Consider the following 23,162-nt stretch of genomic DNA (forward strand, 5'->3'; position numbering starts at 1 on the left):
GACGGCGGCATGACACTCATCCGGGAATCTGCTTCCCCACGAACCACCAAGAGCCGTCAAAGTCGCCGTCGGCGACGACCCGGCCGGTGCTGATGAGTTCCCGATGCTCCTGATATGCGGAGATCCAGCGGGCCGCCGCGAACCTCAGCACTGGGGGCTCGCTGGACGCTGCCGTGACGATACGCAATGACGGCGATAACACCGTAGAGGTCGACCAGCTCTACGCGGCCTTCCCGTCGGCCCCCGTAGTTCGCCCGGCCGTACAACTCATCGGGTACGCACGGATCCCGATCGGGTCCGGTGAATCGCGGACGGTCTCCCTCCGCGTGGACGCTGCCCGGCTCGCGATCACCGGCGAAGACGGGGCGCTCGGAGCCGACCCCGGCCCGTTGCGGCTCATCGCCGGCCCGTCGGCTGCCGAGGCCGCGGTGACGGCCGAGGTGACTATCATCGGCGAACGGCGACTACTCGCGGAGCGCGTGCTACGCACACCATTGTCGATCGGCGGCCCGATCAACTGACCGCGCAGGAATAACAGGTATTTTTCCGTCAAATTCATAATTATTGACATAATTGTCATATAATGTTTGTTTCGGCGACGCTCGCCAGCACGAACGTCAATGCAGCCAATCGTGAAGGGGACACCGATGCCTGGCCAATTCGAACTTGTAGACGCTGAACCGCGAGGGGTCCGGATAAACCTCGTCAATTCCGCCGGGGAAACCCTGGCAAAGTCGGAGGCGTACGAAGACAAGGCGACAGCAGCCGCCGCCGTCAGGGACATCCGGGAACAGGCGGCCACGGCGCATGTTGTGGACTGCACAACCAAATCCCATTCCCGACAGTCGTGACGAACGGTCAAGGAAGGTCACAGTGAACATTAGAGATGAGTGGGACCGGCTCGATTCCGAGACCCGGACATGGCTTCTGGAAAATCCGGCAAGTCTGCTCCTGCCCCCGGCAATGTCGGCGAAATTCCGCAAAGACCCGTGCGGGGACATTGAGTTTGACCCGAAAGGACAGGTGGTGCTCTCCAGAGATGACCATGACTTCATCCGGGGGAAAGCTGAAGCCGCCGGAACAATCCGCGCCCCCATGGGGGAATACCGATTCTTCGACACAGCACCTTTGCCTGTTATCAGAAAAGGGCAATGAATCTCCCCGTTCCCGAGAGCTTGACCGACGGCTTGAGCAGTTGGCCGGCCAGGAGCTAACGATGGGGCCAGATGAGCAACTGCCACTATCGGTGGGGGCGGTGTCCCGCAAGAATAATGCGAATTAGGGACAGCGGTGAACTGATAAGTGCCACGCCGGCCGTGGACATCGTGAAGAAGACGCCACGCCAGGACCCTCGGCTTCCGATCTCAAGTAGCTCATTCAGTGCGTCTTGTCCGTGTGGAACGGGAAAGAATTCATCGGCCCCAGGGAGAATGCGTGCGTAATACCTGCGAATACGCTGCATCGAGTTCAAAGCGGCGACGTCTTCCAATGACGTCTGGACCAGCCGCTCGTAGGTGAAGAGGCCCAGCACAACGACCACGGGAATGACGACAGCGAGAAAATGGAAGGCGACAGAAGACTGTGCAAGGAAGCCATGCGCGACCAGCGAACTCGACAGCGTCATCAAGTACAGCGACGCCCTGCTGCTGGACTCGGAAACCGTTATTCCCCTGGCAGACTCCAGCACGAAATGCTCGGTCAGCAGCGCACTAAGGAAAGCTTGGGACCGGTCAGGTAAAGCGTGAAACGAATCCCCGGCTTGGGGTAGCACCGGTGTATCGCCATGGTCCTCCGGCGCAAGATCAGAACCGTCACTTTTCACTGAATCCCCTTCTGCTCATGTTGGGCCCACTAATTCCGGTTCATCCTCTCAGTCAAAACCGTATCGAGATTTTCGTTTATCTGCTGGCTTCTTCCAGCCACTGTCTTGCGGCTTCGAGATCGGCGTGCGCGATGCCGTGTCCGCCGGGACGCAGCACCTGTTTTACATCGGCGCCGTTTTGGTGGAGGGCGGCGATGAGTGTCCTGACGCTGGGAAGCGGGGCCATCGGGTCGGACTCGCCGTTTAGGATCAGCAGCCTGCTGCCACTGAGGTCGGTCGCAGTTTCCCGGTCCCCAAAGGGGTACATGCCGGAAAATGCGATGACCTGATCCAGGGCATGGGGGTGCAGGATGGCTGCGGCCAAGGCAATGTTGGCACCGTTTGAGAACCCGACTGCTATCACGGGCCGGTTGCCGAATCCGTAGTGTTCTCGGGCGGCGTCCAGGAAGACTGCCAGATCTGTTGCCCTTGCGATGACGTCGTCGACGTCAAAGAGCCCTTCGCCGTGGCGCCGGAACCATCGGAGCATGCCGTGCTCCTGCACCTGGCCGCGGGGTGCGAGTACGCCGGCGTCGGGTTGGAGTTCGGCGGCGAGGGAGGCGATCTCGTGCTCGTTGCCGCCGGTGCCGTGCAGCATCAGCAGCACTGGGGTCCCTGCCTCGCCGGGGCTGAAAAGATGCGGCCGGCCGGTGACGATGCTGGTTTGAGTGCTCATCGGCGAACTACCGTCCAGCCAGGGCGGGGTTGTTCTCTGCCGGCAATTCGATGCGTGCCACGGAATGTTCGATGGCCTCGCGGGAGGGTTCGAGCCACGGCGGCAGCTTCAGGGAGCGGCCGAGTTCGAGGAGCGGTTCGTCGACGTCGAAGCCGGGGGTGTCGGTTGCGATTTCGTAAAGCACGCCGCCGGGTTCGCGGAAGTAGATGGAGGTGAAGTACTGGCGGTCCAGGATGTCCGTGACGTGGAAACCGCGTCCGACCAGTTCCTGGCGCCAGTTCTCCTGGGTGGCGGCGTCAGGGACCCTGAAGGCGATGTGGTGCACGGTGCCGCCTGCGGAGAGGCCGGGCTGGGCTTTGGGGTCGGCGATGACGTCGATGAGGTTTCCGGGACCGCCGTTGCCGGCCGCCAGTCGGGTGCGGTTACCGGAGGTGCCGACCAGGTGCAGGCCAAGGTCTTCGGTCAGCACGGCCACGGTCTTGTCCGGGTCGGCCACGGTGAGCACGGAGGAGTGCTGGCCGCGCACGGCATACTCGGCGGGCACGGAGGCGGAATCCCAGGGGTTCCGGGGATCGATGGTGGAGGATGCGACCAGATCCAGCTGCAGCCCGTCCGGGTCCCGCAGGGAGAGGCGCTCTTCGTCGGCGGACTCCCGGGTGATGGTGGATTCGACGCCGAGTGCCTTGAAATGCTCCTGCCACCAGCCCAGCGTGCCTTCCGGGATCGAGAACGCGGTGGAGGTCGACTGTCCTGCCCCGATGCGGCCGGGAGCGATGCCCCGCCACGGGAAGAATGTCATGAGGGTGCCGGGTCGGCCGGACTCGTCGCCATAGTACAAGTGGTAGGTGGACGGATCATCGAAGTTGACCGTCTTCTTCACCATGCGCAGGCCTAGGCCCCTTATATAAAAGTCGATGTTTGCCTGCGGATCGCCGGCAATGGCTGTGACGTGGTGCAAGCCTGAGGTATTCGCGGTCATGTTGACCCCTCCTGTTCGGACTGATCCGGTCAGGAAGCCCCCGGCCGGTGATGTATATGCAAATGCATCTATCGAGAAAATTATTTCCTAGGAAGATAAATTCGTCAAGGCGGCAAGATAGTGCTGAGCAAGTAGGTTCCACGGAAGTAGCTTCTCTGGCGCAGTATCATTGGGAACGGAAAGGATTGGACATGACGGAGCATGCGGAAGCGGTGGCCGGCCGGAATCTTGATCCGGTCACCCAGTGGGGGCTGGTTATCGAAGGCTTCCAGATCACGAACAGGAAGCTGCACCGGGCGGTGGCCGCCGCCTTCTCCCTGGATCCAGCCGAAACCGAGACACTGCTGCGCCTCACCCGCAGCCCCGAGCGCAGGATGTCCATGGCGGCGCTGGCTCGTGAGGCGGCCTTCAGCACGGGCGGGTTTACCAAGATCGCGGACCGCCTGGCCAAACGCGACCTGGTCGTCCGAACCCCTTGCGCCGACGACCGAAGGGTGGTCTATCTCGAACTGACCGCGGCCGGCGTTAAGTTGGCCGACGAACTCCAGAACCTGGTTGCCGACATCGTCCGCAAAACCTACATCGACGTTCTCGGGGCCGATAGGGCGGCAGTGGTCGCCGAAGCCATGGCCGAATTGCGCGAAGCCAACTCCACCTTGTAGGTTCTCGGCCGCCCCTGCGCGCAGGAGGCCCGAACGTGTCCCGCGGCGGCGCTTCCAGGCCCCGTGGGGTTGAAACTTTACGCAGGGTTCGATCGCGTTCGACTGTAGATAGTTTTCCAGTAAACTATTTGCCGAAAAGAATCTTCTCAGTTGACAAGCGCCGAGGGTATGGCGATAGTTATATGCATACGCATGTAAATCCGCTACATGCGACGCCCCGACCAAGGAGACAGACCGTGACCACGATTGAACTCATCCCCGGCACTTGGATGCTTGACCAGGCACACACCGAAGTAGGCTTCACCGTGCGCCACGCCGGCATCAGCAAGGTACGCGGCCAGTTCGCCGAGGCAGACGCCACGCTCGTCATCGGCGACACCCTCGGCACCTCGTCCGTCGAGGCCAGCGTGAAGACCGCCTCGTTTGACTCCAACAACAACGACCGCGACGCCCATGTCAAGGGACCGGACTTCTTCAACGTTGAGCAGTTCCCGAACATGACCTTCACGGCAACCGAGGTCCGGGGAACCCAGGAGAAGTTCAGCCTCAGCGGCGACCTGACCATCAAGGAAACCACCAGGCCGGTAACCTTCGACGTCGAGTTCGGTGGCGTGGCCATTGACCCCTTCGGCGCGACCCGTGCCGGGTTCTCCGCCTCCGCGCAGATCTCGCGCAAGGAATTCGGCATCACCTGGAACGCCGCCCTGGAAGCCGGCGGAGTCCTCGTCGGCGACAAGGTCACCATCACAATCGACTCGGCCTTCGTTCTCCCCGCCAGCTAACGCGTCACCCAGGAGTCACAATGGATCCGGAGAAAACCATCACTGTCCGGCACGTCCCGGACAACCACTGCTACGAGCTCGTCGACGGGGAGAGCGCCATCGGCAAGACCGAGTACGTGCCCGCCAGCGACCCGGCCGACAGGGAAAGGATCTTCTACCACACCGAAGTCAGCGACGCCTACGCGGGCAAGGGCCTTGCCGCGGTCCTGGCCAAGCATGCATTGGACGACACCATAGCCGCCGGGCTGACCATCATCCCCGTGTGTCCCTACATCAAGGCCTGGATGCGCCGCCACCCGGACTACCAGCAGCACGCCGCGCCGATTCGACCCGGGCACCTGGCCGCCGTCGACCGCTTCTACAAGCCGTGAGCGGAACGGGCGCGGGACGTACATTTGAACACATCACCCTGGGCCAGCGGGTGCTGTTCGGCGCCGGAAAGGCGGCCGAACACCTCACCGGAGAGATCAAACGCCTTGGAGCCAGGAACGTCATGGTCATCTCTTCCGCCAGGGAACGGCCAGAAGCCGAAAAGGTCACCGCCGGCATCAACGTGACGCTGAGCTATGACGACGTCGCCCCGCACGTCCCCCTGCACAAGGCCGACACGGCTCGGGACGCGGCGATCCGGAACGGCATCGACCTGCTCGTCAGTGTCGGCGGCGGCTCCGCCACGGGCCTCGCCAAAGCCATCGCCCTGACGACCGGCCTGCCCATCCTCGCCGTTCCGACCACGTATGCAGGCTCGGAGGCGACCAACGTGTGGGGGCTGACCGAAGCAGCACGCAAGACCACCGGTGTCGATGACCGTGTGCTGCCCGTGACCGTCATTTACGATGCCGAGCTGACACTGTCACTGCCGAGGGAGCTGAGCATCGCCTCGGGCCTGAACGCCTTGGCCCACTGCATCGACTCCTTGTGGGCGCCCCGCACCGACCCCATCAACCAGGCACTTGCCGTCGAAGGCATCCGCGCCCTGAACGACGCGCTTCCGGTTATAGGCAGGAACCTGAACGATCTCCGCGGCAGGGAGCAGGCACTGTACGGGGCCTATCTTCGCGTCCGCGGGATCCGGGATGCACCACAAGATATGCCATGTCCTGGGCGGCAGATGGAACCTTCCTCACGCCCAAACCCACGCCGTCGTGCTCCGGACAACACCGGGACTTTGTTTGGCTGGGCATTCGGCGATGCCGCTCGCGAAGATGACGGCAAGTATGTTGAGGAGCTTCAGCGCGTGGCTTTGGACAATGCCAGGCAGACGGCGGAAGCCAAGGGGCTGACGGTCGAGGCCGGTTCCGAAGTCTTCGCCATCCTGAACGCCCACGAAACCCTGGTTGAGATGGACACCGCCCCGGATAGCCTGGTGGTCCGGGCCACAGTGCACCTTGAAGGCCCAGGAGCCGGCAAGCTGCATGCTGAAGGTCCCATGAACGGCTAGCGGTTTTAGGGGGCCACGCCGTTCACGCTCGTGTTGAAGGCCGTAGGGATAGGAAGCGACGCGTTGGTTCCTGTCGCAGCGTGGACGACGGGCGCAGCGGAGCTGATCACGTTGAGCTTCCACGGCATACCCGCCGAGAACCCCACCGTAAGCGGCGCGCTGTTGCCGACGCTGCGATCGCCGAGGAGAGTCTTGAGCAGCTTCGCCTTGAGGGTCAAAGTAGCGCCGTCGAGCGAGTAGTCCCGGCCAGTCTTCAGAACCTCGCTACCGAAGCGGAGCTCCTTGAACTTGAGGCCGTTCAGGTTGAGCGCGACGGTCTGGTCCTTTACCTTGCTTGAGCTGTCGATGAACACGAGGTCTGAGGAGGCTGTACCCGAGCGCATGGTCCACCCGGTCTTGATGTAGTCGAACTCCTCCTGGTCACGCCACTTGAGTGCGACCCGGTCGAACCGATCACCGTTGTCCCACCACATGGTGGTGATGCCCGAAGTGCGTGCGAGATAGCCGAAATCCTCGAAGAATTTCAGGGCCTCACCACGCTCGACCTTCTTGTCGTACCCGTCGAGGAGACCGTACTCGCCGATAATCACCGGGATTCCCTTGGAAATGAAGGCATCGACTTGACTCTGGAAGTTCTTCTCCAGCATTCCCTGCACCTGCTGGTCATGCTTGGTGTAGCCGGCGATGTTTGTGCTGAAGGGCCAGAAGCCATATGGCTCGCCAAGCGCTTCGGAGGCTTGACTCCCTCTGTCGCAGAGGTCACCCCTCGCGGGGGCAACCGATCAGGCCCACTGGGCCCATCGCAGCGGCTTCAATCGTCTTCACGATGACGCCCGAAACGGAAGTCCACCACGAAGGCGTTCTTGCTCGCGCACGGTCACAGGCGGCCGACGGAGTCGATCCCGGGCCAACCCCATTCAAAGGATTCGGGAATTGCCGTGTTGGACGAATTCAGAGAACTGGGCGCCAGACCGGTTCGGCAAACGCGTCGGTGAGCTCAGCAACGACTGGCTGTCCGGCGGCCCGGTTAATGAGGGTCCTGTCGGCTTTGCGGTACGCAGCAATACCCCTGAAGAAGCGCCAGACTTTGGTGCCCGGGCATGGGCCTCAGCCTCCGAGCAGCCACTGGGCCGCCGCATGGCGGTATCGGGAGATTCCTTTGTAGTCCGCCATGTCCTCCGGCAGCTCGGCCAGCACCCGGCCGAGGCGTTGTCGCCACGCCGGAACGGCCGAAATTTCGGCCAACGAGATCATGTGGGTGCGGACGAGGAAGAGAATGGCGCCTGAATGCGGCAGCCGGATGAGGTGCTGGACTTCGACGCGCAGGTGGAGCCGTTTGGCCAGGTCGGGGTCGTCGACCACCTCTAGCCGGTCCGGCCCCCATTCGGGATAGGTCTCCGTGGAGGTGTCGAGACGCCGGTCCACGGTCATGGTCCAATTCGTCCGCCGGAACTTCTCTCCGGGCTGGAGCCTCATCAGGAATTGCTGGGCCCGCGTAATGATCTGCTCTTCGTGGACCCGGGGCACCGGGCCATGGACCTCGAGGAAGCGCATGCCGACGTCGAAGCCTAACGACCAGTCTGCGGCAAAGGTGATCACGCCGGCGTCCAGCCAGAGGGCGTCTTCGCGCTGATCCAGCAATGCGATGTCGTCCTGGATCTGGCTGCCGATGAAGCGCAGGGGCTCCATCGGCAGGGTCGAGGCGTCCCCTATGACGAAGTCGATATCCAAGCCCAAGAGGTCGTTGCGCCAATGGCAGCGGCGGCCTTCGCGCGTGAAGCACATGACATCGGGATAGTCGGTAGCCAGCACTGGCAGCAAGGTGGTGATGGTGTCCCAGACGGCTGGACCCATATGCGGGAGCATTGCGATGCGTGACGGGTCACGGTCGAGTATTGCCGCCCGTTCCTCCAGTTCGGAACCGTAATGGGGATCGATTTCGATCAGCCGGTCTCCCCATCCACCGGCATCCGTCGGCACGAACTGCGGGGCTGGTTCCACATTGGTGCTGTACCGGTAGGAGTCTTCGCGGAATGGGAATGGGAAGCGCCGGGCGGACGGCGTGAGGGTTGATTCCTGCGTGCTCAACATCAAAGGTCAATCTCCAGTCCGGCATCACGGCTGCGTGAAACGCAGCACATTATCGAATTGTTGGCGGTTTTCTCGGCTTCGGACAAGTAGAGGTCCCTGTGCTCAGGCGTGCCACGGAGGACGGGCAGGATGCATTCGCCGCAGACGCCCTGGCGGCACATGAATGGCACTTTGTGGCCGGAGTCTTCCAGGGCTTTGAGCAGGGAGGTGCCGGAAGGAACATCGACGACGGCGCCGCTCCGGCCAAGCGTGACGCTAAACGGCTGGCCCGGGTCCAGGTCCGCGGTGCCGAACGGTTCCGAATGAAGCCGCGACGGCGGCCATCCCGCCACGGCAGCCGCGCTGAGCACCGTATCCATGAAGCCCTGAGGGCCGCACACATACAGGTGGGTGCCCAGGGGCTGTTCGCCGAGCCGGACGCCGAGCGCAGCCAGGAAACTGCTCCGGTCTGTGCACTCAAGCAAGCGCTCCCCGCAAAGCTCCCGAACGTCGTCGAGATGGGCTCCCTCGCCCTGCCGGTAGGCATACAGCAGGGATGCGGAATGGCCCCATTCAGTTGCGGCGCGCATATGGGACAGCATGGGTGTTATGCCGATGCCGGCGGCAATGAGCAAATGGTGCCTGGCCGTCGCGACGGGAGCGAAGGCGCTGCGCGGGCGGGACACACTCAGCCGGGCACCCGGCGCCAGCTGGTGCAGTGCGGCGGAGCCGCCTCCGCCGTTGTCGACCCGCAGTACGGAGATGGTGTATTCAGCGGTAAGTACACCCGAGCCGGTGAGGGAGTAGGCATTGGCCTTGTCCCCGGAGTGGACAATTATGTGGCTGCCGGGGACGTAGGGAGGCAGCTCGTTTCCGGCTGGGTCGCGGAACGTGAAGCTCCGGATTGACGGTGTCCGGTCCGTGACATCCGCGAGGACAAGTTCCAGGGCGTTGTGCAACGCGGGTGCTGATGCTTCCGCTGTCGCTGTCATGCGGCATCCTCCTTAGCTCGTTCTTCGGCATCCACCATGTAGCCCAGGTACGTTGCCGTGCGGCGTGAGAAGTGGTGGTAGATCACGAGGCTTTTTTGGCACCCCGTGCACACGACCACCTCACCGACAGGTCGGTCCGTGACAGTCGTGGACTGGCAATGGGGGCAATGGACCCGTCGGGAGCCATCCGGCGTCACCAGCAGGAACACTTCCTCGTCCACGGCGCCCATTCTGAGTGCAAGGGCCCGGAGGGTGTAGACGTCGGCCTCCGGTCCGGCCAACACCACCCGGATGCCGACGACGGCGGACGCCAGGCGCGCCTGCAGCGCGGCGGCTGCGGCGTCGTCGCCCGTCCGGAACGCCACATGCTGGCGCTGGATGGAGTGGTCCAGCCGCCGCAGCCATGCATCCGATTCTTTGAATCCTTCGTTTCCGAAGGATACTGCGAAGTACTCGCGGGCCCGCGCCGGGGACGGAACCGCCCCCGGCCGGGGCACGCTGGAATGGCGTGGAATCATCACTTACGGGGCGAAGGTACGGTCGCCTGTGAAGAAGCCCAGGGCGTAGTCCGCTGTCTCGAACTTCACCGTGGTCCCCTTGGGGAAGAACAGGACGTCGCGTTCCTTGGCGTGCGTGACGGCTCCGGTGGCCAAGTCCGTGAGGATGAATTCGCCCTGGACAACCAGCTTCATCTCGTCGTAGGTGTATTCGTAGACGAGTGGCTCCGAGGCCTTGAGCTCGAAGAACCCTGCGCACATCGAGGATCCTTCGGGGTTCGCAAAGGAGTCATTGATGAACGCCTCGCATCCTTCTTCATCCATTTTCGGCAGGTCCAGGAAGCCATTCTCGACCTTGTGGATGGAACCGCCCTTGGACATCGTGCCGCTCAAAGTTGTAGTCATGGTGTTGTCCTCTGCTTGATTTACTGTGGTGAAACTAGTTTTACTGAAATTCAATTGCGATGGGTTTCGGGGATGTTAATTCCCTGGATCCGGGACGCCCGGTCAGGGCCGTGACACCACGGGCGTGGAAAGGTACGCCTCGATGCTGTCGTCCATGGCGTCCAGCCATGCCGTGTGGTGCGCCGAGGCTGTAGTCCCCGTCATCACTGAAGTGTGGACGCTGTCGCGGTACCCCAGGATGTTCTCTTCCTTGTCATGCATCCATTGCTTGAACAGGACTGCAACCGCGTCCAAGTCAAACGGCGGGTAGTCGGTCAGGCCTATAAGGTCCTTCACGTAATCGGTCTGAAAGTCGACCTCGTCCTCGTGTGTGTGGAGGGCTTCCTGCTTCTGCAGCCAAAACTGGATGTCCTCCTGCCGCTCAATGCTCCCCGGAATCTCGTGCAGCCCCATGATGTAGTCACGGGCCAGCCAAGCCTGGGCGTCGAACATGTTGAAGGTGTAGTACTGGTCCTGCATGCCGATGTAGAAGAGATCGGGGTTGCCTTGCCAGACAATCCCCTTATAGAGGTTGGCCGGGTACAGGACGTTGGGCGTGCTCAGCGCGAGGCTGCCAGGCAGGAATGGGAACTTGTGGCGGTAGCCCGTGCACAGGATCATCGCGTCGAACCGTCCCGAACTGCCGTCCGCGAAATGGACGTACTGTCCGTCGATGCGCTCTATGGTGGGGACTTCGCGGGCTCCCTCCGGCCAGCGGAAACCCATCGGTTTGCTCCGGTAGCTGATCGTCACCGATGCCGCGCCCATCTTATAGGCCTGCATGCCGATGTCTTCTGCGGAGTAGCTGCTCCCGATCAGGAGAACGTTCTTGCCGGCAAACTGCTCCGCACCGCGAAAGTCGTGGGCGTGGAGCACGGGGCCCGGGAAGGTCCCTATGCCCTCGAATTCCGGCACATTGGGCGTAGAGAAGTGTCCGGTAGAGACGACGAGCTTGTCGAAGACATGCTTCCGGGTCTGTTTGGTGACCAGGTCTTCGACCAGGACCGTAAATTCCCGTGCGGCGTCGTCGTAGTCAACCCAGCGCGCCGCAGTGCTGAACTGGATGTACTTGCGGACATCGCTTTTGACCGCTCTTCCTTCGATGTAGTCGAAGAGAGCAGAGCGAGGCGGGTAGGACGAAATCGTCTGTCCGAAGTGCTCGTCGAAGGAGTAGTCGGAGAATTCCAGGCATTCCTTGGGCCCGTTCGACCAGAGGTGGCGGTACATGCTGCTGTGAACAGGCTCGCCATGGCCATCCAGGCCGGTTCGCCAGCTGTAGTTCCATTGCCCGCCCCAGTCCGCTTGCTTTTCGAAGCAGGTGATCTCGGGGATGTCCGCGCCCTGCCTTCGGGCGGATTCGAAGGCGCGCAGCTGCGCCATTCCGCTGGGGCCGGCACCAATGATGCCTACTCGCAATTTTTTCGTGGTCATTTCTACAGAACTCCATTCTGAATGGGTGGGGTACACATCCGTGTTCAAAGGAGCGCGAGGCCCTCGTCCACAGTTACGCGCCGGAACGTTTCGGTACGGACAAGTCCGGGCATCTCCTGGCGCCTGCGCAGGGCAAGGGCTTTGCGTTGTGATCGTGGGATCTCGTTGATTCTCTTGCCGAATGCCGCGGTCCATGACCGCAGGTCAGTCGCGGTGCTCGGCCCGATTTCCATTTCGACGAGCTCTTGGTCCGTCAGGCCGTCGAAGTGCCTCTTGGTTCCCTCTGCGTCAAGGCTCCAGCTGGTCATCAGTTCCAGCTGGCGGTCGGCCGCGCGTACCGTCACATCGTGGTCAGGCACGTGGCCGTCCGGCGAATAGACCAGGACACTGCTTATCCGATCCAAGGCGGCGGACCTGTCGGTCCAGCCGCTCGCTTGGGCCTGGAGGTAGTCCAGCGGCCTGGCCCGGCCGATAGGCACCGCCAGCCGCGTGATGCCCCTGTCATTGATTTCCCCCAAAAGGGCGCAGGGGGCGTCGGTGACCATGACCTCATGCCGGGCGGGCCAGACATCGAAACTGCTGTGATCTCCGAAGGCGCCGCCGACGTGGAAGAGGTAGGTCTGGGGGTATTGCGGGTTTTCGTCGCGCCTTGCGGTCCGGGCCTCGTAGAACTGCAACGCGGCCAGCTGGATGAGAAGGCTCGCTCCCAGCGCCCCGAAGGGTTCCCGCACAACGATGCCGAACCGGTCGTGTGGCGACCAGCCGGCCATGACTTCGCCGGGACGGCGGGGAGACCCGTCGATGGTCACGTCGAAGAGATGCTCTTTGACGTCGCTAGCAACATGCATCCGTGTAGCTCCTGCCGGTCTTGCCCCGCGTCGGGCACAGCCGTGCCACGGGAATCTTGATGTGAGCTGGAAGGGTTCCGGCCAATCGTTGGCCTGCCACAAGGTGGCTTCGCGGCACTGATTTAGCCTTGTGAAACCATGATTACCCACAGTGGACCTCGGTGGGTTTCATCCGCGTTAAGTCTGCGTTTCACTCGGGGGCCTTGAAGCTCTCATCCCCTCCCGCCTCACTTGCGCGTGCGGGATCCAAAGGCTTCCAAGGCAAGAGGCAACGTGGAATTTACAACCCCGAAACCCACCGCTGGTTCACTGTCAGTCACACTGGTTTCATATCAGTTGTCATCTGAAAAACCACGTCGAGCCACTCATTCAACTCGGGCTTCGGTCCCTTGAGATATTCGCCGCCGACGAAGACGCCAGACCTTTCACCTTCCCAAGCCGTATCAACCCTTAGTTGCCTTGATCCAAGGAGTGTAATGACTACGATCACAACCCCCCACCCCCCTTCGCCAGAGACGGATGGGGACGCCGAACATCTCAGCGAACTCGGCTACAGCTATGAGACGAAATTCGAGCGCGATGTAACGTTCTGGGGCAATGTGTCCCTCGGCTTCACCTACCTGTCACCGGTTGTCGGTATCTACACCCTGTTCGCCAGCTCCCTTGGCATCGGTGGGCCGCCGATGATCTGGTCGCTTGTTATCGTGGGCGCCGGCCAGTTCCTCGTAGCCCAGGTCTTTAGCGAGGTAGTCTCGAGCTACCCCGTGGCCGGTGGTATCTACCCCTGGTCGCGACGCCTTTGGGGCCGTAAATGGGGTTGGATGAGCGGATGGATCTATCTGTTCGCCCTGCTGACGAGCATTGCCACCGTGGGCTACGGAGCCGGTCCGTACGTGGCAGACCTCTTGGGATTCGAACCCGGAGTAGACACAACCATTGCGGCGGCAATCGTCCTGATCGCCATCTCCACCGCGTTGAACCTCTGCGGGACCAAGATCCTCAATACCGTGGCAATGATCGGTCTGATCGCCGAGCTCGGCGGGGCGATCGTCGTCGGCAGCTGGCTGCTGATCGCCTCCCGAAACCAGGACATCTCGGTCATTTTCCAGACATTCGGTGCGGGCGGAGGCGATGGGTACTTCGCCGCATTTGCCGCGGCCGGTTTGATCGGAATTTTCCAGTATTACGGCTTCGAGGCCTGTGGCGATGTGGCGGAGGAAGTCAAAAATCCCGGGACAACCATTCCTAAGGCCATGCGGGTGACTATCTACATTGGGGGAGCGGCGTCAATGTTCGTATGCCTCTCGCTACTCCTCGCCGTTCCGGACTTCGGTGCCGTCATGTCCGGCGCGGACGCGGACCCGGTCCACTCTGTCCTCTCATCCGCCTTCGGAGCGGTCGGAGTCAAAGTGGTGCTCGCCGTCGTCATGATCTCTTTCATCTCCTGCCTGCTGAGCTTCCAGGCGGCGACGAGCCGCCTGACTTACGCCATGGGCCGCGACCGGATGTTGCCGCTGAGCGGTCTATGGACGAGGTTTAGCGAGAGCCGCAGAGTGCCGCCATTCGCGTTGCTTCTGGCTGGAATCGCGCCTGCTTTGATCGTCCTGCTTTCGAAATTCTCTGAAGAGGGGCTGATGGCCATCATGTCGTTCGCGACGATGGGAATCTACCTCGCATTCCAAATGGTTGTCCTTGCGGCCCTCCGGGCACGACTCAAAGGCTGGAAGCCCGGCGGTCAGTTCAAGCTGGGCAAATGGGGAGTGCCCGTAAACGTGTTGGCACTGGCTTGGGGGGTGACCGGCATGATCAACATGGCGTGGCCTCGTACTCCGGACGGGCCGTGGTGGCAGAACTGGCTGACGTTGCTGAGTTCAGCGCTCGTGGTCGGCGCCGGCCTGCTCTACATGCGGTGGAAGAAACCCTACCTCCGCGGAACCGCGCCGGCGGCCGATGCGATTCCCGCGACCGGCATCGCGGCGTTCTCCCTCGTCCCGGAAAAGGCCGGCGTCTAGAAAAGGCAGGCGTCTAACCCCCGTTCGCCCGGACAGAATCACTCAACAGCTCAGCAGTCGGGTCCTCAACCGAACGAGGGCCTGGCTGCTGAGCGCATTAGGCACATAACTGCGTCGCCGCAGTGTCAGTTCATCTGTTGCATACGGCTGACTTTTCTTCTCACCGCGAAACATGGATTTAACGTCCCTGGAGAGCCGCTGTAACATCAATCTGACTACTGTGGTTCAACAACGTTTCCCGATAGGTAACACCAAATTGAACAGGACAGTTCCGATGACAAGTGTCGCAACCCCTGCAGTACTGAGCGCATCAGCGCTATCAAACGCCGGGCTGCCGGCCGAGGCCGGACAGATTTCCCTGGCCGACATCGCAAAGGCCCATGACGTGCGCTTCCTGTTGGCCACCTTTGTGGACATGACCGGCAAGCCGTGCGCCAAGCTGGTCCCGGTCGAAGCCGCGGGCGAGCTCGAGGCCGGCGCGATGGGATTTGCCGGGTACGCCGCCGGGCTGATCGGGCAGAAGCCCCAGGATTCGGACCTCATCGCAATACCCGATCTCACCTCTTTCACGCCTGTGCCGTTCATCAAGGAGGGCCTGGCGATCATCCACTGCGACCCGCACGTGGACGGCACTCCGTGGCCCTACGCCCCGAGGGTCATCCTGAAAAACACGCTCGCCCGCCTGGGGGAGAAGGGCATGCAGGCCAAGGTCGGCGCCGAAGTGGAGTACTTCCTGGTCAACAAGAACCCCGACGGCTCCCTGAGCACTGCCGACGCCCGCGATGACTCGCCGCGTCCCTGCTATGACGCCCGTGGCGTCACCCGAATGTACGAACACCTGACGTCCATCTCGGAGGCGATGAACGGCCTGGGCTGGGGCAATTACGCCAACGACCACGAGGACGCCGCAGGGCAGTTTGAACAGAACTTCAATTACGCCGACGCCCTCACCACGGCCGACCGCGTGATCACGCTGCGCTACATCCTGAACATCCTCGCCGAACAGCGCGGCATGACCGCAACGTTCATGCCTAAACCGTTCACCGACCGGACCGGCACCGGCCTGCACTTCCACTTGTCCCTGTGGTCGGGGGCGGACGCGCTGTTCCCGCGGGACGACGATGGCGCGGACAACGGCGGCAGGGGACTTGGGCTTTCGGACCTCGCCTACTCGTTCATCGGGGGCATCCTGGAGCATGCGCCGGCCCTTCAAGCCTTCCTTGCGCCGACGGTCAACTCCTACAAACGCTCGGGCGCCACCACCAGCTCATCCGGAGCCACCTGGTCACCGCGCAAGGCCTCGTTCGGGGGCAATGACCGCACGCACATGATCCGGGTCCCGGACGAAAAACGGATCGAACTCCGTTCGGGGGACGGCTCGGCGAACCCGTACCTGGCCATCGCTACGGCGATCGAAGCAGGGCTCGACGGCGTCACGAACCGCACCGACCCCGGCGCGCCGTCCGGCCCCGGCGAAGCACGCGAGGGCGCCCACCTTTTGCCCGCGACACTCCTGCACGCCGTCGAGGCCCTGCGCCGGGACCCGGTGATGCTCTCGAGCCTGAGCGGCGATGCGGCGATCGGCGAGTACTACGCCGATGCCAAGGAAGAAGAGTTCCTGAGCTGGCACAACCAGGTCAGCGACTGGGAAATCCGCACCTATCTGACCTCGATCTGACAACCCCGCTACTAGCAAAGGACACACCAATGTGCGGAATCGCTGCGCTGCAGCTGCGCAACCCCTCGCTGCACCCCGAAATGGGCAGTCTCCTGTCCTCCATGATGTGCCAGATCGTGGACCGCGGACCGGACTCCGCCGGCCTGGCCGTCTACGACACCCCGGGCCTCGTTTCCAAAGGCACTTCCACCCTCAGCCTCCTCGGCAAAGACCAAGGCCTGCCGCTCGGTGAGATCACAGAATCACTGGAAAGCCTGCTCTCGCCGTCGGCGACGCCGGCCGTCAGGGTCGTGGGCGACACCACCTTGGTGAGCGCCGCCGTCGGGACCGATCTGCTGGTGAAGGCGGTGCGCGAAACCCTCCCGGGCTCCACCGTCATCGGCCGCGGCGAACACGTGGCGGTCATGAAGAGCGTCGGCCACCCGATGCACATCGCCGCCGAGCACGGCCTGGAGGCCATGGCCGGGAGCCAGGGCCTGTCCCACACGCGCATGGCCACCGAGTCCGCCGTCACTGCCGGCGGGTCCCACCCCTTCTCAGTGGCGGATGACCTGTGCCTGGTCCACAACGGCTCCTTCTCCAACCACGCCACCATCCGCCGGGAGCTCAAGCGCGAAGGGGTCGTGTTCGATTCGGACAACGACACCGAAGTCGGCGCCCGCTACATCGCCTCGCGCCTGCAGCAGGGCGACGACCTGGAGACGGCCCTGATCAACCTCGGCAAGGTCTTCGACGGTTTCTACACCCTGGTCGTCACTACCGCGGACAGCATGGCCGTGGTCCGGGACCCGATCGCCTGCAAGCCCGCCATCATCGCCGAAACCGAGGACTACGTGGCCATGGCGTCCGAATACCGTGCCCTGGCGTCCCTGCCCGGCATCGAAACAGCCCGCATCTTTGAACCGGAACCCGGGAAGGTCTACACATGGTCACTCTGACAGCCCCCGAAACAACAACCCCAACAGCCACCATTGACCTGGCCGACAGCCCGGTCCGGGACCTGAACCAGGCCCTGCACGAGGCCACCGACGGCCAGTCCTGGACCGTCGCCAACCCCGGCGGCAAGCACAGCCTCGCCGTCGGAATCGACGCCGACATCAGCGTCGCCATCAATGGCCATGCCGGCTACTACGCCGCCGGGATGCACAAAACGGGCACCGTGACCATCAGCGGCAATGCCGGCGTCGGGCTCGCGGAGAACATCATGTCCGGAACGGTGCACGTGAAAGGCGACGTCTCCCAGTCGGCGGCGGCCACCGGACACGGCGGGCTCGTGGTCATCGACGGCAACGCCGGGGCCCGCTGCGGGATCTCGATGAAGGGCGTGGACATTGTCGTCGGCGGGAACATCGGCCACATGTCCGCGTTCATGGCCCAGGCCGGCCGGCTGGTGGTCTGCGGCGACGCCGGCGAAGCACTGGGTGACTCCATCTACGAAGCCCGGATCTACGTCAAGGGAACCGTCGCTTCCCTGGGCGCGGACTGCATCGAAAAGCCGATGAACATCGAACACCTTAAGGAGTTGGAAGGCCTGCTTGCCGCTGCCGGACGCACCGACAACCCGGCGGACTTCAAACGCTACGGCTCGGCACGGAACCTCTACCACTTCAGCGTCCACAACTCGGCCTCGTACTAAAGGACACTCCCATGACCATCACTTCACTGCCCCAGGACTCTGTTCTTCCCGCCGGGGGTATCCCCGCCCAGCACACCGAGGAGCTTGGCCTGCGCGAATCCGCCACGTTCGACCGCGCAACCATCGCCGATATCCAGCGCGCAGCCGCCACCGGCGTCTACGACATCCGCGGCTGGGGCGCCAAGCGCACGGTCCCGCATTTCGATGACCTGCTCTTCCTCGGCGCCTCCATGTCCCGCTACCCGCTGGAGGGCTACCGCGAAAAGTGCGATACCGACGTCGTCCTCGGCGACCGGCACGCGAGCCGGCCGCTGCACCTGCAGACCCCCGTCACTATTGCCGGGATGAGCTTCGGCGCGCTGTCCGCCAACGCCAAGGAGGCCCTGGGGCGTGGAGCCAGCGAAGTGGGGACGTCCACAACCACGGGCGACGGCGGCATGACGCCTGAGGAGCGCGGCCAGTCCAAGCACCTCGTTTACCAGTACCTGCCCTCCCGGTACGGCATGAACCCGGACGACCTTCGCAAGGCCGACGCGATCGAAATCGTGCTCGGCCAGGGCGCGAAGCCCGGCGGGGGAGGCATGCTGCTGGGCCAGAAGATCACCGAACGGGTTGCCGGGATGCGCACCCTCCCGGTGGGGATCGACCAGCGCTCCGCGAGCCGTCACCCTGACTGGACCGGGCCGGACGACCTGGAAATCAAGATCGGCGAACTCCGCGAGATCACCGACTGGAAAACACCGATCTATGTCAAGATCGGTGCTTCCCGCCCCTACTACGACACCGCCCTGGCCGTGAAGGCCGGAGCCGACGTCGTCGTCGTCGACGGAATGCAGGGCGGTACCGCCGCCACGCAGCAGGTCTTCATTGAAAATGTCGGGATCCCTACCCTCGCCGCCATTCCGCAGGCGGTGCAGGCCCTGCAGGAACTGGGCCTGCACCGCAAGGTCCAGTTGATTGTTTCCGGCGGCATCCGCACCGGAGCCGACGTCGCCAAGGCCATGGCCCTGGGTGCCGACGCCGTGGCGATCGGCACCGCCGCGCTGATCGCGCTGGGGGACAACGACCCCCGCTACGCCGCCGAATACGCTGCGTTGGGATCGGCTGCAGGGTTCTACGACGATTTCCAGGACGGACGCGACCCTGCCGGGATCACCACGCAGGATCCCGAGCTTTCCTCCCGGCTTGACCCGGTGGCGGGCGGGCGGCGCCTGGCCAACTACCTGCGCGTCCTGACCATGGAGGCCCAGACCATCGCCCGGGCCTGCGGTAAATCCCACTTGCACAACCTGGAACCCGAGGACCTCGTGGCCCTTACCATCGAAGCCTCCGCCATGGCGCGGGTGCCCTTGGCCGGCACCAACTGGATTCCCGGGGCGAAGTGATGCCGGAGTCTTCCGAATACGTTGTGGTCGGCGCCGGTCTTGCCGGTGCCGCCACGGCCTGGCAGCTGGCTTTGCGGGGCCATGACGTGACGATCCTGGAACGCGCGCAGCCGGCGGCCCACGACGGCAGTTCCCATGGCTCGGCCCGGATCTTCCGCTACGCCTACCCGGACGAGTTCTATACCCGGGCGGTTCTGGAGTCCAAGTCCCTGTGGGACGAACTGGACCGGGCCATCGGGCTGGAACTCATCACGCCCTGCGGAGCGGTGGACTACGGCCCCGAGCGGCAACCGGAGCAGCTCGCCCGGATCCTCGCGGAGACCGGCGTCGAGCACGAACTCCTCAGCGCCGCAGAAGCTCGGGAGCGCTGGCCGCACATCGCCTTCGACACAGCCGTGCTCTGGCACCCCGGTGCAGGCGTGATCGACGCCGAGTCCTCGGTGAATGCCATGGTCGAACAGGCCGTGAAGCTCGGCGCCCGGCTGCTCACCGGTTGGAACGTCTCGCGGGTAGAAAAGCGGGGATCCGGCTACCGGCTGTCTTCTGACGGTTGGGAGACGCTCGACGCCGGCAACGTCATCATCAGCGCCGGCGGCTGGCTGCCTTCACTGCTGGGACAGTTGTCCCTTCCCACCGGGTTCCTGGCCAGGCTGCCGGAGTTCACCGTCCGGCAGGAACAGGCCTACCACTTCCGCTACCGCTCCGACGATGCTCCGTGGCCCACCTTCATCCACAAAAGCGCGGACATCCAGACGTACGGGCTGCCCGGAGGACGGGACGCCGGCTTCGCCGGCCAGAAAGTCGCCGAATACAACGGCGGCAAACTCATCCCGTCAGCCGCTGCCCAAACCGGCCTGGTGGACCCGGACAACAGGCGCCGCCTGGTGGACTACGTCCGGAAGTACTTGCCTGGCTTGGACCCCGAGCCGTACGCGGAAACGACCTGCCTGTTCACCAATACCCCGAACGAGGACTTCCTCATCGACCGGACCGGCCGCCTCACCATCGTCTCGCCTTGCTCGGGGCACGGCGCGAAATTCGCGCCCCTGATCGGGCAATGGGCCGCCGAGCTGGCGACCGGGACCGGCAAGATCCCGGCGCGGTTCCGCCACGCAACCGCCAAGGTGGGCGCCAGCTGACCCGATCGGCACCAGCTAGGCGGTTCAGCGCCGACTAATCCCTGAAAGCCAGACGACACACCCACAGAAACGGACCCAGCCAATGACCCCTTCGGTGACCAAACCGGCAACAGATACCGTAACCGGCCTCATGCGGGACATCTCCCGCGTCGGGATGGACCCGCACCGCGGCGGCTACTCCCGGCCCGTCTTCTCCCACGCGGAAACCGAGTTGCGAAGCTGGTTCATCGAACAGGCGAACCGGCGCGGATTGGAGGTCACCACCGACAACAACGGGATCATCTGGGCCTGGTGGGACACCGGCACCGGCATTCGCAAGGACGCCGTTGTCACCGGCAGCCACCTCGACTCCGTTCCCGGCGGTGGCGAGTACGACGGCCCCTTGGGTGTCGCCTCGGCATTGGCCGCCGTCGACATCCTCAAGGCCCGCGGCGTCCGGCCGCGCCGACCCCTGGCGATCGCGGTGTTCCCGGAAGAGGAAGGATCCCGCTTCGGCGTCGCCTGCTTGGGATCCCGGCTCCTCACCGGAGCCCTGGACCCGGACAAAGCCCGCAAGCTCAAAGACGCCGAGGGCAATACCTACGCCGAGGTGGCTGCGGCCAATGGACAAGACCCCCGGTTCATCGGCGCAGACCACACAACCCTCCAGCAACTGGGCCTGTTCGTTGAACTCCACGTCGAACAGGGGAGGGGACTGGTCGACCTGGGCAAACCGGTGGCGATCGGATCCTCCATCCTGGGCCACGGGCGGTGGAAGCTCTCCGTGCACGGTCAGGGCAACCACGCCGGAACCACCCTTATGAAAGATCGGAAAGACCCGATGATCGCCGCAGCCAAAATCATGATCGGCATCCGCGACACGGCCAGGAACTACAGGGACGCCCGCGCGACCGTGGGCCGCCTGCAGCCGGTCCCCGGAGGCACCAACGTCATCGCCTCCCGCGTCGACCTGTGGATCGACGTCCGCCACCCCAGGGACGAAGTCACCGCCGCCCTCGTCGAATCCATCCACCTCAACGCCCAGGTCATCGCCGCCGAAGAAAACTGCACTGTCACCTTCGGCACTGAATCGCTCAGCCCCACAGTCCACTTCGACACCGGCCTGCGGGACCAGCTCCAGGCCCTGCTCCCCGGTGCGCCGGTCCTGGATACCGGGGCCGGCCACGACGCTGGAGTGCTCGCAACCCACATCCCCACCGCCATGCTGTTCGTCAGGAACCCCAGCGGCATCTCGCATTCCCCCGAGGAACTGGTCGAGGACGCGGACGCTGAAGCAGGGGCCTCGGCTTTGGCAGATATTCTGGCAGGTCTGTTGGGCGAGGCGCGGGTGCTCGGTTAAGGACGGCAGTAGCCACCTATGATGGCTGAATGATGAATAGTCTTGGCGAAGAAATAGGCGCGACCAACCGGACCGCGACCGAAGAAGCGGCCGGTAAGCTTGAGCGGATCATCGCTGGCCAAGTCCGCCACTACCGGAACGCAGAGGGGCTTTCGTCGGCCGAACTCGCAGCCCGGACTGGGTTGTCCAAAGCGATGATTTCAAAAATCGAGACCGCCAGCACGTCTTGTTCGCTGACCACCCTGCAAAGACTTGCCGATGGACTTAAGATTCCTGTCACAGCACTTTTCAGGGGCGCTGACACTGACCGGGACGCGACGTTTACAAAGGACGGCCAAGGCAGCCTGACTGTCCGCAGCGGAACACAGCACGGGCATGAGTACCGTGTTCTGGGCACCCTCAAGGGTCGCACGGACGCGCTAGAGCCGACCCTGGTGACTCTCACGGATGCCTCGGATGTTTTCCCACTGTTCCAGCACCCAGGAACTGAATTCATCTACATACTCTCGGGAAAGATGATTTACGGTCACGGTGCGTACGAATACACAATGGAACCCGGGGATTCACTTCTTCTGGACGGCGAAGGACCTCATGGCCCCCTGGAACTGTTGGACCTGCCCATCAGGTTCCTCGCCATAGCAGCGAGGCAGGCGCACTAGTAACAGCTCACTCCGGATCTGGTCGTGGTCGTAGCGTTCCTGAGAGCAAAGGAAGGCACCCAACTAACTCGCATTTGTTGTCGTTATGAGGCCTCAAAACGACAACTATTGCGAGCCAGTTGGGACTTGGCGGGCTATTCCTGCCCGAGACCGGCTGCGGAGGTCTTCTGCCCGGTCACGCTGTTGAGGGCGCGGAGGTCGAAGATGCCGTTGATGTCGGCCGGTTTGGTGATGCCGGCGTCGACCCCGTCCTGGAGGAGCTTCTTGTAGGTTCCCGCGAGCGGGTCCACGGTGAAGGTGATGTTCTTCAGGGACCGGTCGATCACGTCGGCCGGCAGGGTGCTGCCCGCTGTCGCCTTCAGCGCGGCGTTGATCGCGGCGGCCTTGTCCGCGGCCGAGGCGGTGTTAAGCCAGTTGACGGAGGCTTCGTGGCCCTGGAGCAGGGCGGTCACGGTCTGCGGGTGGTCGGCGGCGAACTTCTTGCTCACGATCAGGATCGTGGTGGGGAACTGTCCCTTGTCCCACAGGTCCTTCTCGTCCACGAGCACCTTCCCGCCGGCCTGGAGCACCAGCCGTGAGGCCCAGGGCTCGGGCAGCCACGCGCCGTCGAGCTTTCCGTCCTGGAAGAGCT

27 protein-coding genes and 2 pseudogenes are annotated in these 23,162 nt (G+C 63.4%); 16 read left to right on the forward strand and 13 right to left on the reverse strand.

Annotated features, from left to right (window positions below):
* Positions 1–16: 16 nt before the first annotated feature.
* Positions 17–151 (reverse strand): hypothetical protein, encoded by a 135-nt coding sequence (locus QRN52_RS20845; RefSeq protein ID WP_284755508.1) that lies wholly within the window; start codon positions 149–151, stop codon positions 17–19.
* A 22-nt stretch (positions 152–173) separates the two neighbouring features.
* Between QRN52_RS20845 and QRN52_RS20850 the strand changes: the two genes are divergently transcribed.
* The 3 genes from QRN52_RS20850 to QRN52_RS20855 all read left to right on the forward strand — a co-directional run bounded on the left by QRN52_RS20850 (position 174) and on the right by QRN52_RS20855 (position 1,155).
* Complete coding sequence (locus tag QRN52_RS20850; protein WP_284755510.1) at positions 174–521, forward strand: fibronectin type III-like domain-contianing protein; 348 nt, start codon at positions 174–176, stop codon at positions 519–521.
* 126 nt (positions 522–647) lie between these two features.
* A complete protein-coding gene (locus QRN52_RS23980; protein ID WP_350225169.1) occupies positions 648–851 on the forward strand; it encodes a YegP family protein in 204 nt (67 codons plus the stop codon).
* Positions 808–1,155: a hypothetical protein gene (locus QRN52_RS20855; RefSeq protein ID WP_284755511.1), complete on the forward strand. Its 348-nt coding sequence runs from the start codon at positions 808–810 to the stop codon at positions 1,153–1,155. Before QRN52_RS23980 ends, QRN52_RS20855 begins: the two co-directional genes overlap by 44 nt.
* An 85-nt stretch (positions 1,156–1,240) precedes the next feature.
* On the opposite strand, the gene QRN52_RS20860 is transcribed toward QRN52_RS20855, so the two are convergent.
* The 3 genes from QRN52_RS20860 to QRN52_RS20870 form a co-directional block, all read right to left on the reverse strand.
* Complete coding sequence (locus QRN52_RS20860) at positions 1,241–1,822, reverse strand: hypothetical protein (RefSeq protein ID WP_284755512.1); 582 nt, start codon at positions 1,820–1,822, stop codon at positions 1,241–1,243.
* 76 nt (positions 1,823–1,898) lie between these two features.
* Positions 1,899–2,537, reverse strand: coding sequence for an alpha/beta hydrolase (locus QRN52_RS20865; RefSeq protein WP_284755513.1), 639 nt, complete (start codon positions 2,535–2,537; stop codon positions 1,899–1,901).
* A gap of 7 nt (positions 2,538–2,544) precedes the next feature.
* Entirely contained in the window at positions 2,545–3,516 is a 972-nt protein-coding gene (locus QRN52_RS20870) for a ring-cleaving dioxygenase (RefSeq protein WP_284755515.1), read from the reverse strand.
* Positions 3,517–3,707: 191 nt separating this feature from the next.
* Here QRN52_RS20870 and QRN52_RS20875 point away from each other — a divergent pair, with 191 nt between their 5' ends.
* From QRN52_RS20875 to QRN52_RS20895, 5 genes and pseudogenes are all read left to right on the forward strand, one after another.
* The gene (locus tag QRN52_RS20875; protein ID WP_284755517.1) at positions 3,708–4,178 is read left to right on the forward strand and encodes a MarR family winged helix-turn-helix transcriptional regulator; all 471 of its coding nucleotides are present in this window, start codon (positions 3,708–3,710) and stop codon (positions 4,176–4,178) included.
* Positions 4,179–4,447: 269 nt separating this feature from the next.
* Complete coding sequence (locus QRN52_RS20880; protein ID WP_284755543.1) at positions 4,448–4,960, forward strand: YceI family protein; 513 nt, start codon at positions 4,448–4,450, stop codon at positions 4,958–4,960.
* Between the two features lie 20 nt (positions 4,961–4,980).
* Complete coding sequence (locus QRN52_RS20885; protein WP_284755519.1) at positions 4,981–5,331, forward strand: GNAT family N-acetyltransferase; 351 nt, start codon at positions 4,981–4,983, stop codon at positions 5,329–5,331.
* Positions 5,328–6,111, forward strand: a pseudogene (locus QRN52_RS20890) (maleylacetate reductase); the annotation flags it as partial. The gene QRN52_RS20885 and the pseudogene QRN52_RS20890, both read left to right, overlap by 4 nt.
* Before the next feature lie 86 nt (positions 6,112–6,197).
* Entirely contained in the window at positions 6,198–6,401 is a 204-nt protein-coding gene (locus QRN52_RS20895; protein WP_284755520.1) for a hypothetical protein, read from the forward strand.
* Between the two features lie 5 nt (positions 6,402–6,406).
* On the opposite strand, the gene QRN52_RS20900 is transcribed toward QRN52_RS20895, so the two are convergent.
* From QRN52_RS20900 to QRN52_RS20935, 8 genes and pseudogenes are all read right to left on the reverse strand, one after another.
* On the reverse strand, positions 6,407–6,874 hold the full coding sequence (locus QRN52_RS20900) for a X2-like carbohydrate binding domain-containing protein (protein ID WP_350225170.1): 468 nt from the start codon (positions 6,872–6,874) through the stop codon (positions 6,407–6,409).
* Positions 6,866–7,102 (reverse strand): annotated as a pseudogene (locus QRN52_RS20905) (cellulase family glycosylhydrolase); the annotation flags it as partial. The pseudogene QRN52_RS20905 and the gene QRN52_RS20900, both read right to left, overlap by 9 nt.
* Before the next feature lie 406 nt (positions 7,103–7,508).
* The gene (locus QRN52_RS20910) at positions 7,509–8,492 is read right to left on the reverse strand and encodes a heme-dependent oxidative N-demethylase family protein (RefSeq protein ID WP_284755521.1); all 984 of its coding nucleotides are present in this window, start codon (positions 8,490–8,492) and stop codon (positions 7,509–7,511) included.
* Positions 8,492–9,463, reverse strand: a complete 972-nt coding sequence (locus QRN52_RS20915) for a PDR/VanB family oxidoreductase (RefSeq protein ID WP_284755523.1) — start codon at positions 9,461–9,463, stop codon at positions 8,492–8,494. The genes QRN52_RS20910 and QRN52_RS20915 overlap by 1 nt, the downstream gene beginning before the upstream one ends.
* Positions 9,460–9,981 carry a dimethylamine monooxygenase subunit DmmA family protein gene (locus QRN52_RS20920; protein WP_284755545.1) on the reverse strand — a complete coding sequence of 174 codons (522 nt, stop codon included), beginning with the start codon at positions 9,979–9,981 and terminating at the stop codon, positions 9,460–9,462. Before QRN52_RS20920 ends, QRN52_RS20915 begins: the two co-directional genes overlap by 4 nt.
* Positions 9,982–9,984: 3 nt before the next feature.
* Complete coding sequence (locus tag QRN52_RS20925) at positions 9,985–10,419, reverse strand: cupin domain-containing protein (RefSeq protein WP_284755524.1); 435 nt, start codon at positions 10,417–10,419, stop codon at positions 9,985–9,987.
* A gap of 48 nt (positions 10,420–10,467) precedes the next feature.
* Positions 10,468–11,835: a trimethylamine monooxygenase gene (locus QRN52_RS20930; protein ID WP_284755525.1), complete on the reverse strand. Its 1,368-nt coding sequence runs from the start codon at positions 11,833–11,835 to the stop codon at positions 10,468–10,470.
* 44 nt (positions 11,836–11,879) lie between these two features.
* Positions 11,880–12,683, reverse strand: coding sequence for a hypothetical protein (locus tag QRN52_RS20935; protein WP_284755526.1), 804 nt, complete (start codon positions 12,681–12,683; stop codon positions 11,880–11,882).
* Positions 12,684–13,159: 476 nt separating this feature from the next.
* Between QRN52_RS20935 and QRN52_RS20940 the strand changes: the two genes are divergently transcribed.
* The 8 genes from QRN52_RS20940 to QRN52_RS20975 all read left to right on the forward strand — a co-directional run bounded on the left by QRN52_RS20940 (position 13,160) and on the right by QRN52_RS20975 (position 22,531).
* Positions 13,160–14,695 carry an APC family permease gene (locus QRN52_RS20940; protein ID WP_284755528.1) on the forward strand — a complete coding sequence of 512 codons (1,536 nt, stop codon included), beginning with the start codon at positions 13,160–13,162 and terminating at the stop codon, positions 14,693–14,695.
* A gap of 274 nt (positions 14,696–14,969) precedes the next feature.
* Positions 14,970–16,373: a type III glutamate--ammonia ligase gene (gene glnT / locus QRN52_RS20945; RefSeq protein WP_284755530.1), complete on the forward strand. Its 1,404-nt coding sequence runs from the start codon at positions 14,970–14,972 to the stop codon at positions 16,371–16,373.
* A gap of 29 nt (positions 16,374–16,402) precedes the next feature.
* Positions 16,403–17,311, forward strand: coding sequence for a class II glutamine amidotransferase domain-containing protein (locus QRN52_RS20950; protein ID WP_184741942.1), 909 nt, complete (start codon positions 16,403–16,405; stop codon positions 17,309–17,311).
* Positions 17,299–18,009, forward strand: coding sequence for a GltB/FmdC/FwdC-like GXGXG domain-containing protein (locus QRN52_RS20955; RefSeq protein WP_284755532.1), 711 nt, complete (start codon positions 17,299–17,301; stop codon positions 18,007–18,009). The genes QRN52_RS20950 and QRN52_RS20955 overlap by 13 nt, the downstream gene beginning before the upstream one ends.
* Positions 18,010–18,020: 11 nt before the next feature.
* The gene (locus QRN52_RS20960; RefSeq protein ID WP_284755534.1) at positions 18,021–19,394 is read left to right on the forward strand and encodes an FMN-binding glutamate synthase family protein; all 1,374 of its coding nucleotides are present in this window, start codon (positions 18,021–18,023) and stop codon (positions 19,392–19,394) included.
* A complete protein-coding gene (locus tag QRN52_RS20965; protein WP_284755536.1) occupies positions 19,394–20,533 on the forward strand; it encodes an FAD-dependent oxidoreductase in 1,140 nt (379 codons plus the stop codon). The genes QRN52_RS20960 and QRN52_RS20965 overlap by 1 nt, the downstream gene beginning before the upstream one ends.
* Positions 20,534–20,615: 82 nt before the next feature.
* The gene (locus tag QRN52_RS20970; protein ID WP_284755538.1) at positions 20,616–21,872 is read left to right on the forward strand and encodes an allantoate amidohydrolase; all 1,257 of its coding nucleotides are present in this window, start codon (positions 20,616–20,618) and stop codon (positions 21,870–21,872) included.
* Positions 21,873–21,901: 29 nt separating this feature from the next.
* Entirely contained in the window at positions 21,902–22,531 is a 630-nt protein-coding gene (locus tag QRN52_RS20975; RefSeq protein WP_284755540.1) for a helix-turn-helix domain-containing protein, read from the forward strand.
* A gap of 134 nt (positions 22,532–22,665) precedes the next feature.
* Here QRN52_RS20975 and QRN52_RS20980 read toward each other — a convergent pair.
* A partial coding sequence (locus tag QRN52_RS20980) for an ABC transporter substrate-binding protein (RefSeq protein WP_284755541.1) occupies positions 22,666–23,162 on the reverse strand: 497 nt, incomplete at its 5' end.

The sequence above is a fragment of the Arthrobacter sp. efr-133-R2A-120 genome, assembly GCF_030209835.1.
Lineage (GTDB): Bacteria > Actinomycetota > Actinomycetes > Actinomycetales > Micrococcaceae > Arthrobacter.

Bases quoted from the DNA above. Each gene is read 5' to 3' on its own strand.
- QRN52_RS20920 (WP_284755545.1), bottom strand. From the start codon at position 9,981: ATGATTCCACGCCATTCCAGCGTGCCCCGGCCGGGGGCGGTTCCGTCC.
- QRN52_RS20915 (WP_284755523.1), bottom strand. From the start codon at position 9,463: ATGACAGCGACAGCGGAAGCATCAGCACCCGCGTTGCACAACGCCCTG.
- QRN52_RS20975 (WP_284755540.1), top strand. From the start codon at position 21,902: ATGATGAATAGTCTTGGCGAAGAAATAGGCGCGACCAACCGGACCGCG.
- QRN52_RS20950 (WP_184741942.1), top strand. From the start codon at position 16,403: ATGTGCGGAATCGCTGCGCTGCAGCTGCGCAACCCCTCGCTGCACCCC.
- QRN52_RS20865 (WP_284755513.1), bottom strand. From the start codon at position 2,537: ATGAGCACTCAAACCAGCATCGTCACCGGCCGGCCGCATCTTTTCAGC.
- QRN52_RS20955 (WP_284755532.1), top strand. From the start codon at position 17,299: ATGGTCACTCTGACAGCCCCCGAAACAACAACCCCAACAGCCACCATT.
- QRN52_RS20885 (WP_284755519.1), top strand. From the start codon at position 4,981: ATGGATCCGGAGAAAACCATCACTGTCCGGCACGTCCCGGACAACCAC.
- QRN52_RS20970 (WP_284755538.1), top strand. From the start codon at position 20,616: ATGACCCCTTCGGTGACCAAACCGGCAACAGATACCGTAACCGGCCTC.
- QRN52_RS20930 (WP_284755525.1), bottom strand. From the start codon at position 11,835: ATGACCACGAAAAAATTGCGAGTAGGCATCATTGGTGCCGGCCCCAGC.
- QRN52_RS20910 (WP_284755521.1), bottom strand. From the start codon at position 8,492: ATGTTGAGCACGCAGGAATCAACCCTCACGCCGTCCGCCCGGCGCTTC.
- QRN52_RS20960 (WP_284755534.1), top strand. From the start codon at position 18,021: ATGACCATCACTTCACTGCCCCAGGACTCTGTTCTTCCCGCCGGGGGT.
- QRN52_RS20965 (WP_284755536.1), top strand. From the start codon at position 19,394: ATGCCGGAGTCTTCCGAATACGTTGTGGTCGGCGCCGGTCTTGCCGGT.
- QRN52_RS20880 (WP_284755543.1), top strand. From the start codon at position 4,448: ATGCTTGACCAGGCACACACCGAAGTAGGCTTCACCGTGCGCCACGCC.
- QRN52_RS20870 (WP_284755515.1), bottom strand. From the start codon at position 3,516: ATGACCGCGAATACCTCAGGCTTGCACCACGTCACAGCCATTGCCGGC.
- QRN52_RS20900 (WP_350225170.1), bottom strand. From the start codon at position 6,874: ATGTGGTGGGACAACGGTGATCGGTTCGACCGGGTCGCACTCAAGTGG.
- QRN52_RS20855 (WP_284755511.1), top strand. From the start codon at position 808: ATGTTGTGGACTGCACAACCAAATCCCATTCCCGACAGTCGTGACGAA.
- glnT (WP_284755530.1), top strand. From the start codon at position 14,970: ATGACAAGTGTCGCAACCCCTGCAGTACTGAGCGCATCAGCGCTATCA.
- QRN52_RS20940 (WP_284755528.1), top strand. From the start codon at position 13,160: ATGACTACGATCACAACCCCCCACCCCCCTTCGCCAGAGACGGATGGG.
- QRN52_RS23980 (WP_350225169.1), top strand. From the start codon at position 648: ATGCCTGGCCAATTCGAACTTGTAGACGCTGAACCGCGAGGGGTCCGG.
- QRN52_RS20875 (WP_284755517.1), top strand. From the start codon at position 3,708: ATGACGGAGCATGCGGAAGCGGTGGCCGGCCGGAATCTTGATCCGGTC.
- QRN52_RS20935 (WP_284755526.1), bottom strand. From the start codon at position 12,683: ATGCATGTTGCTAGCGACGTCAAAGAGCATCTCTTCGACGTGACCATC.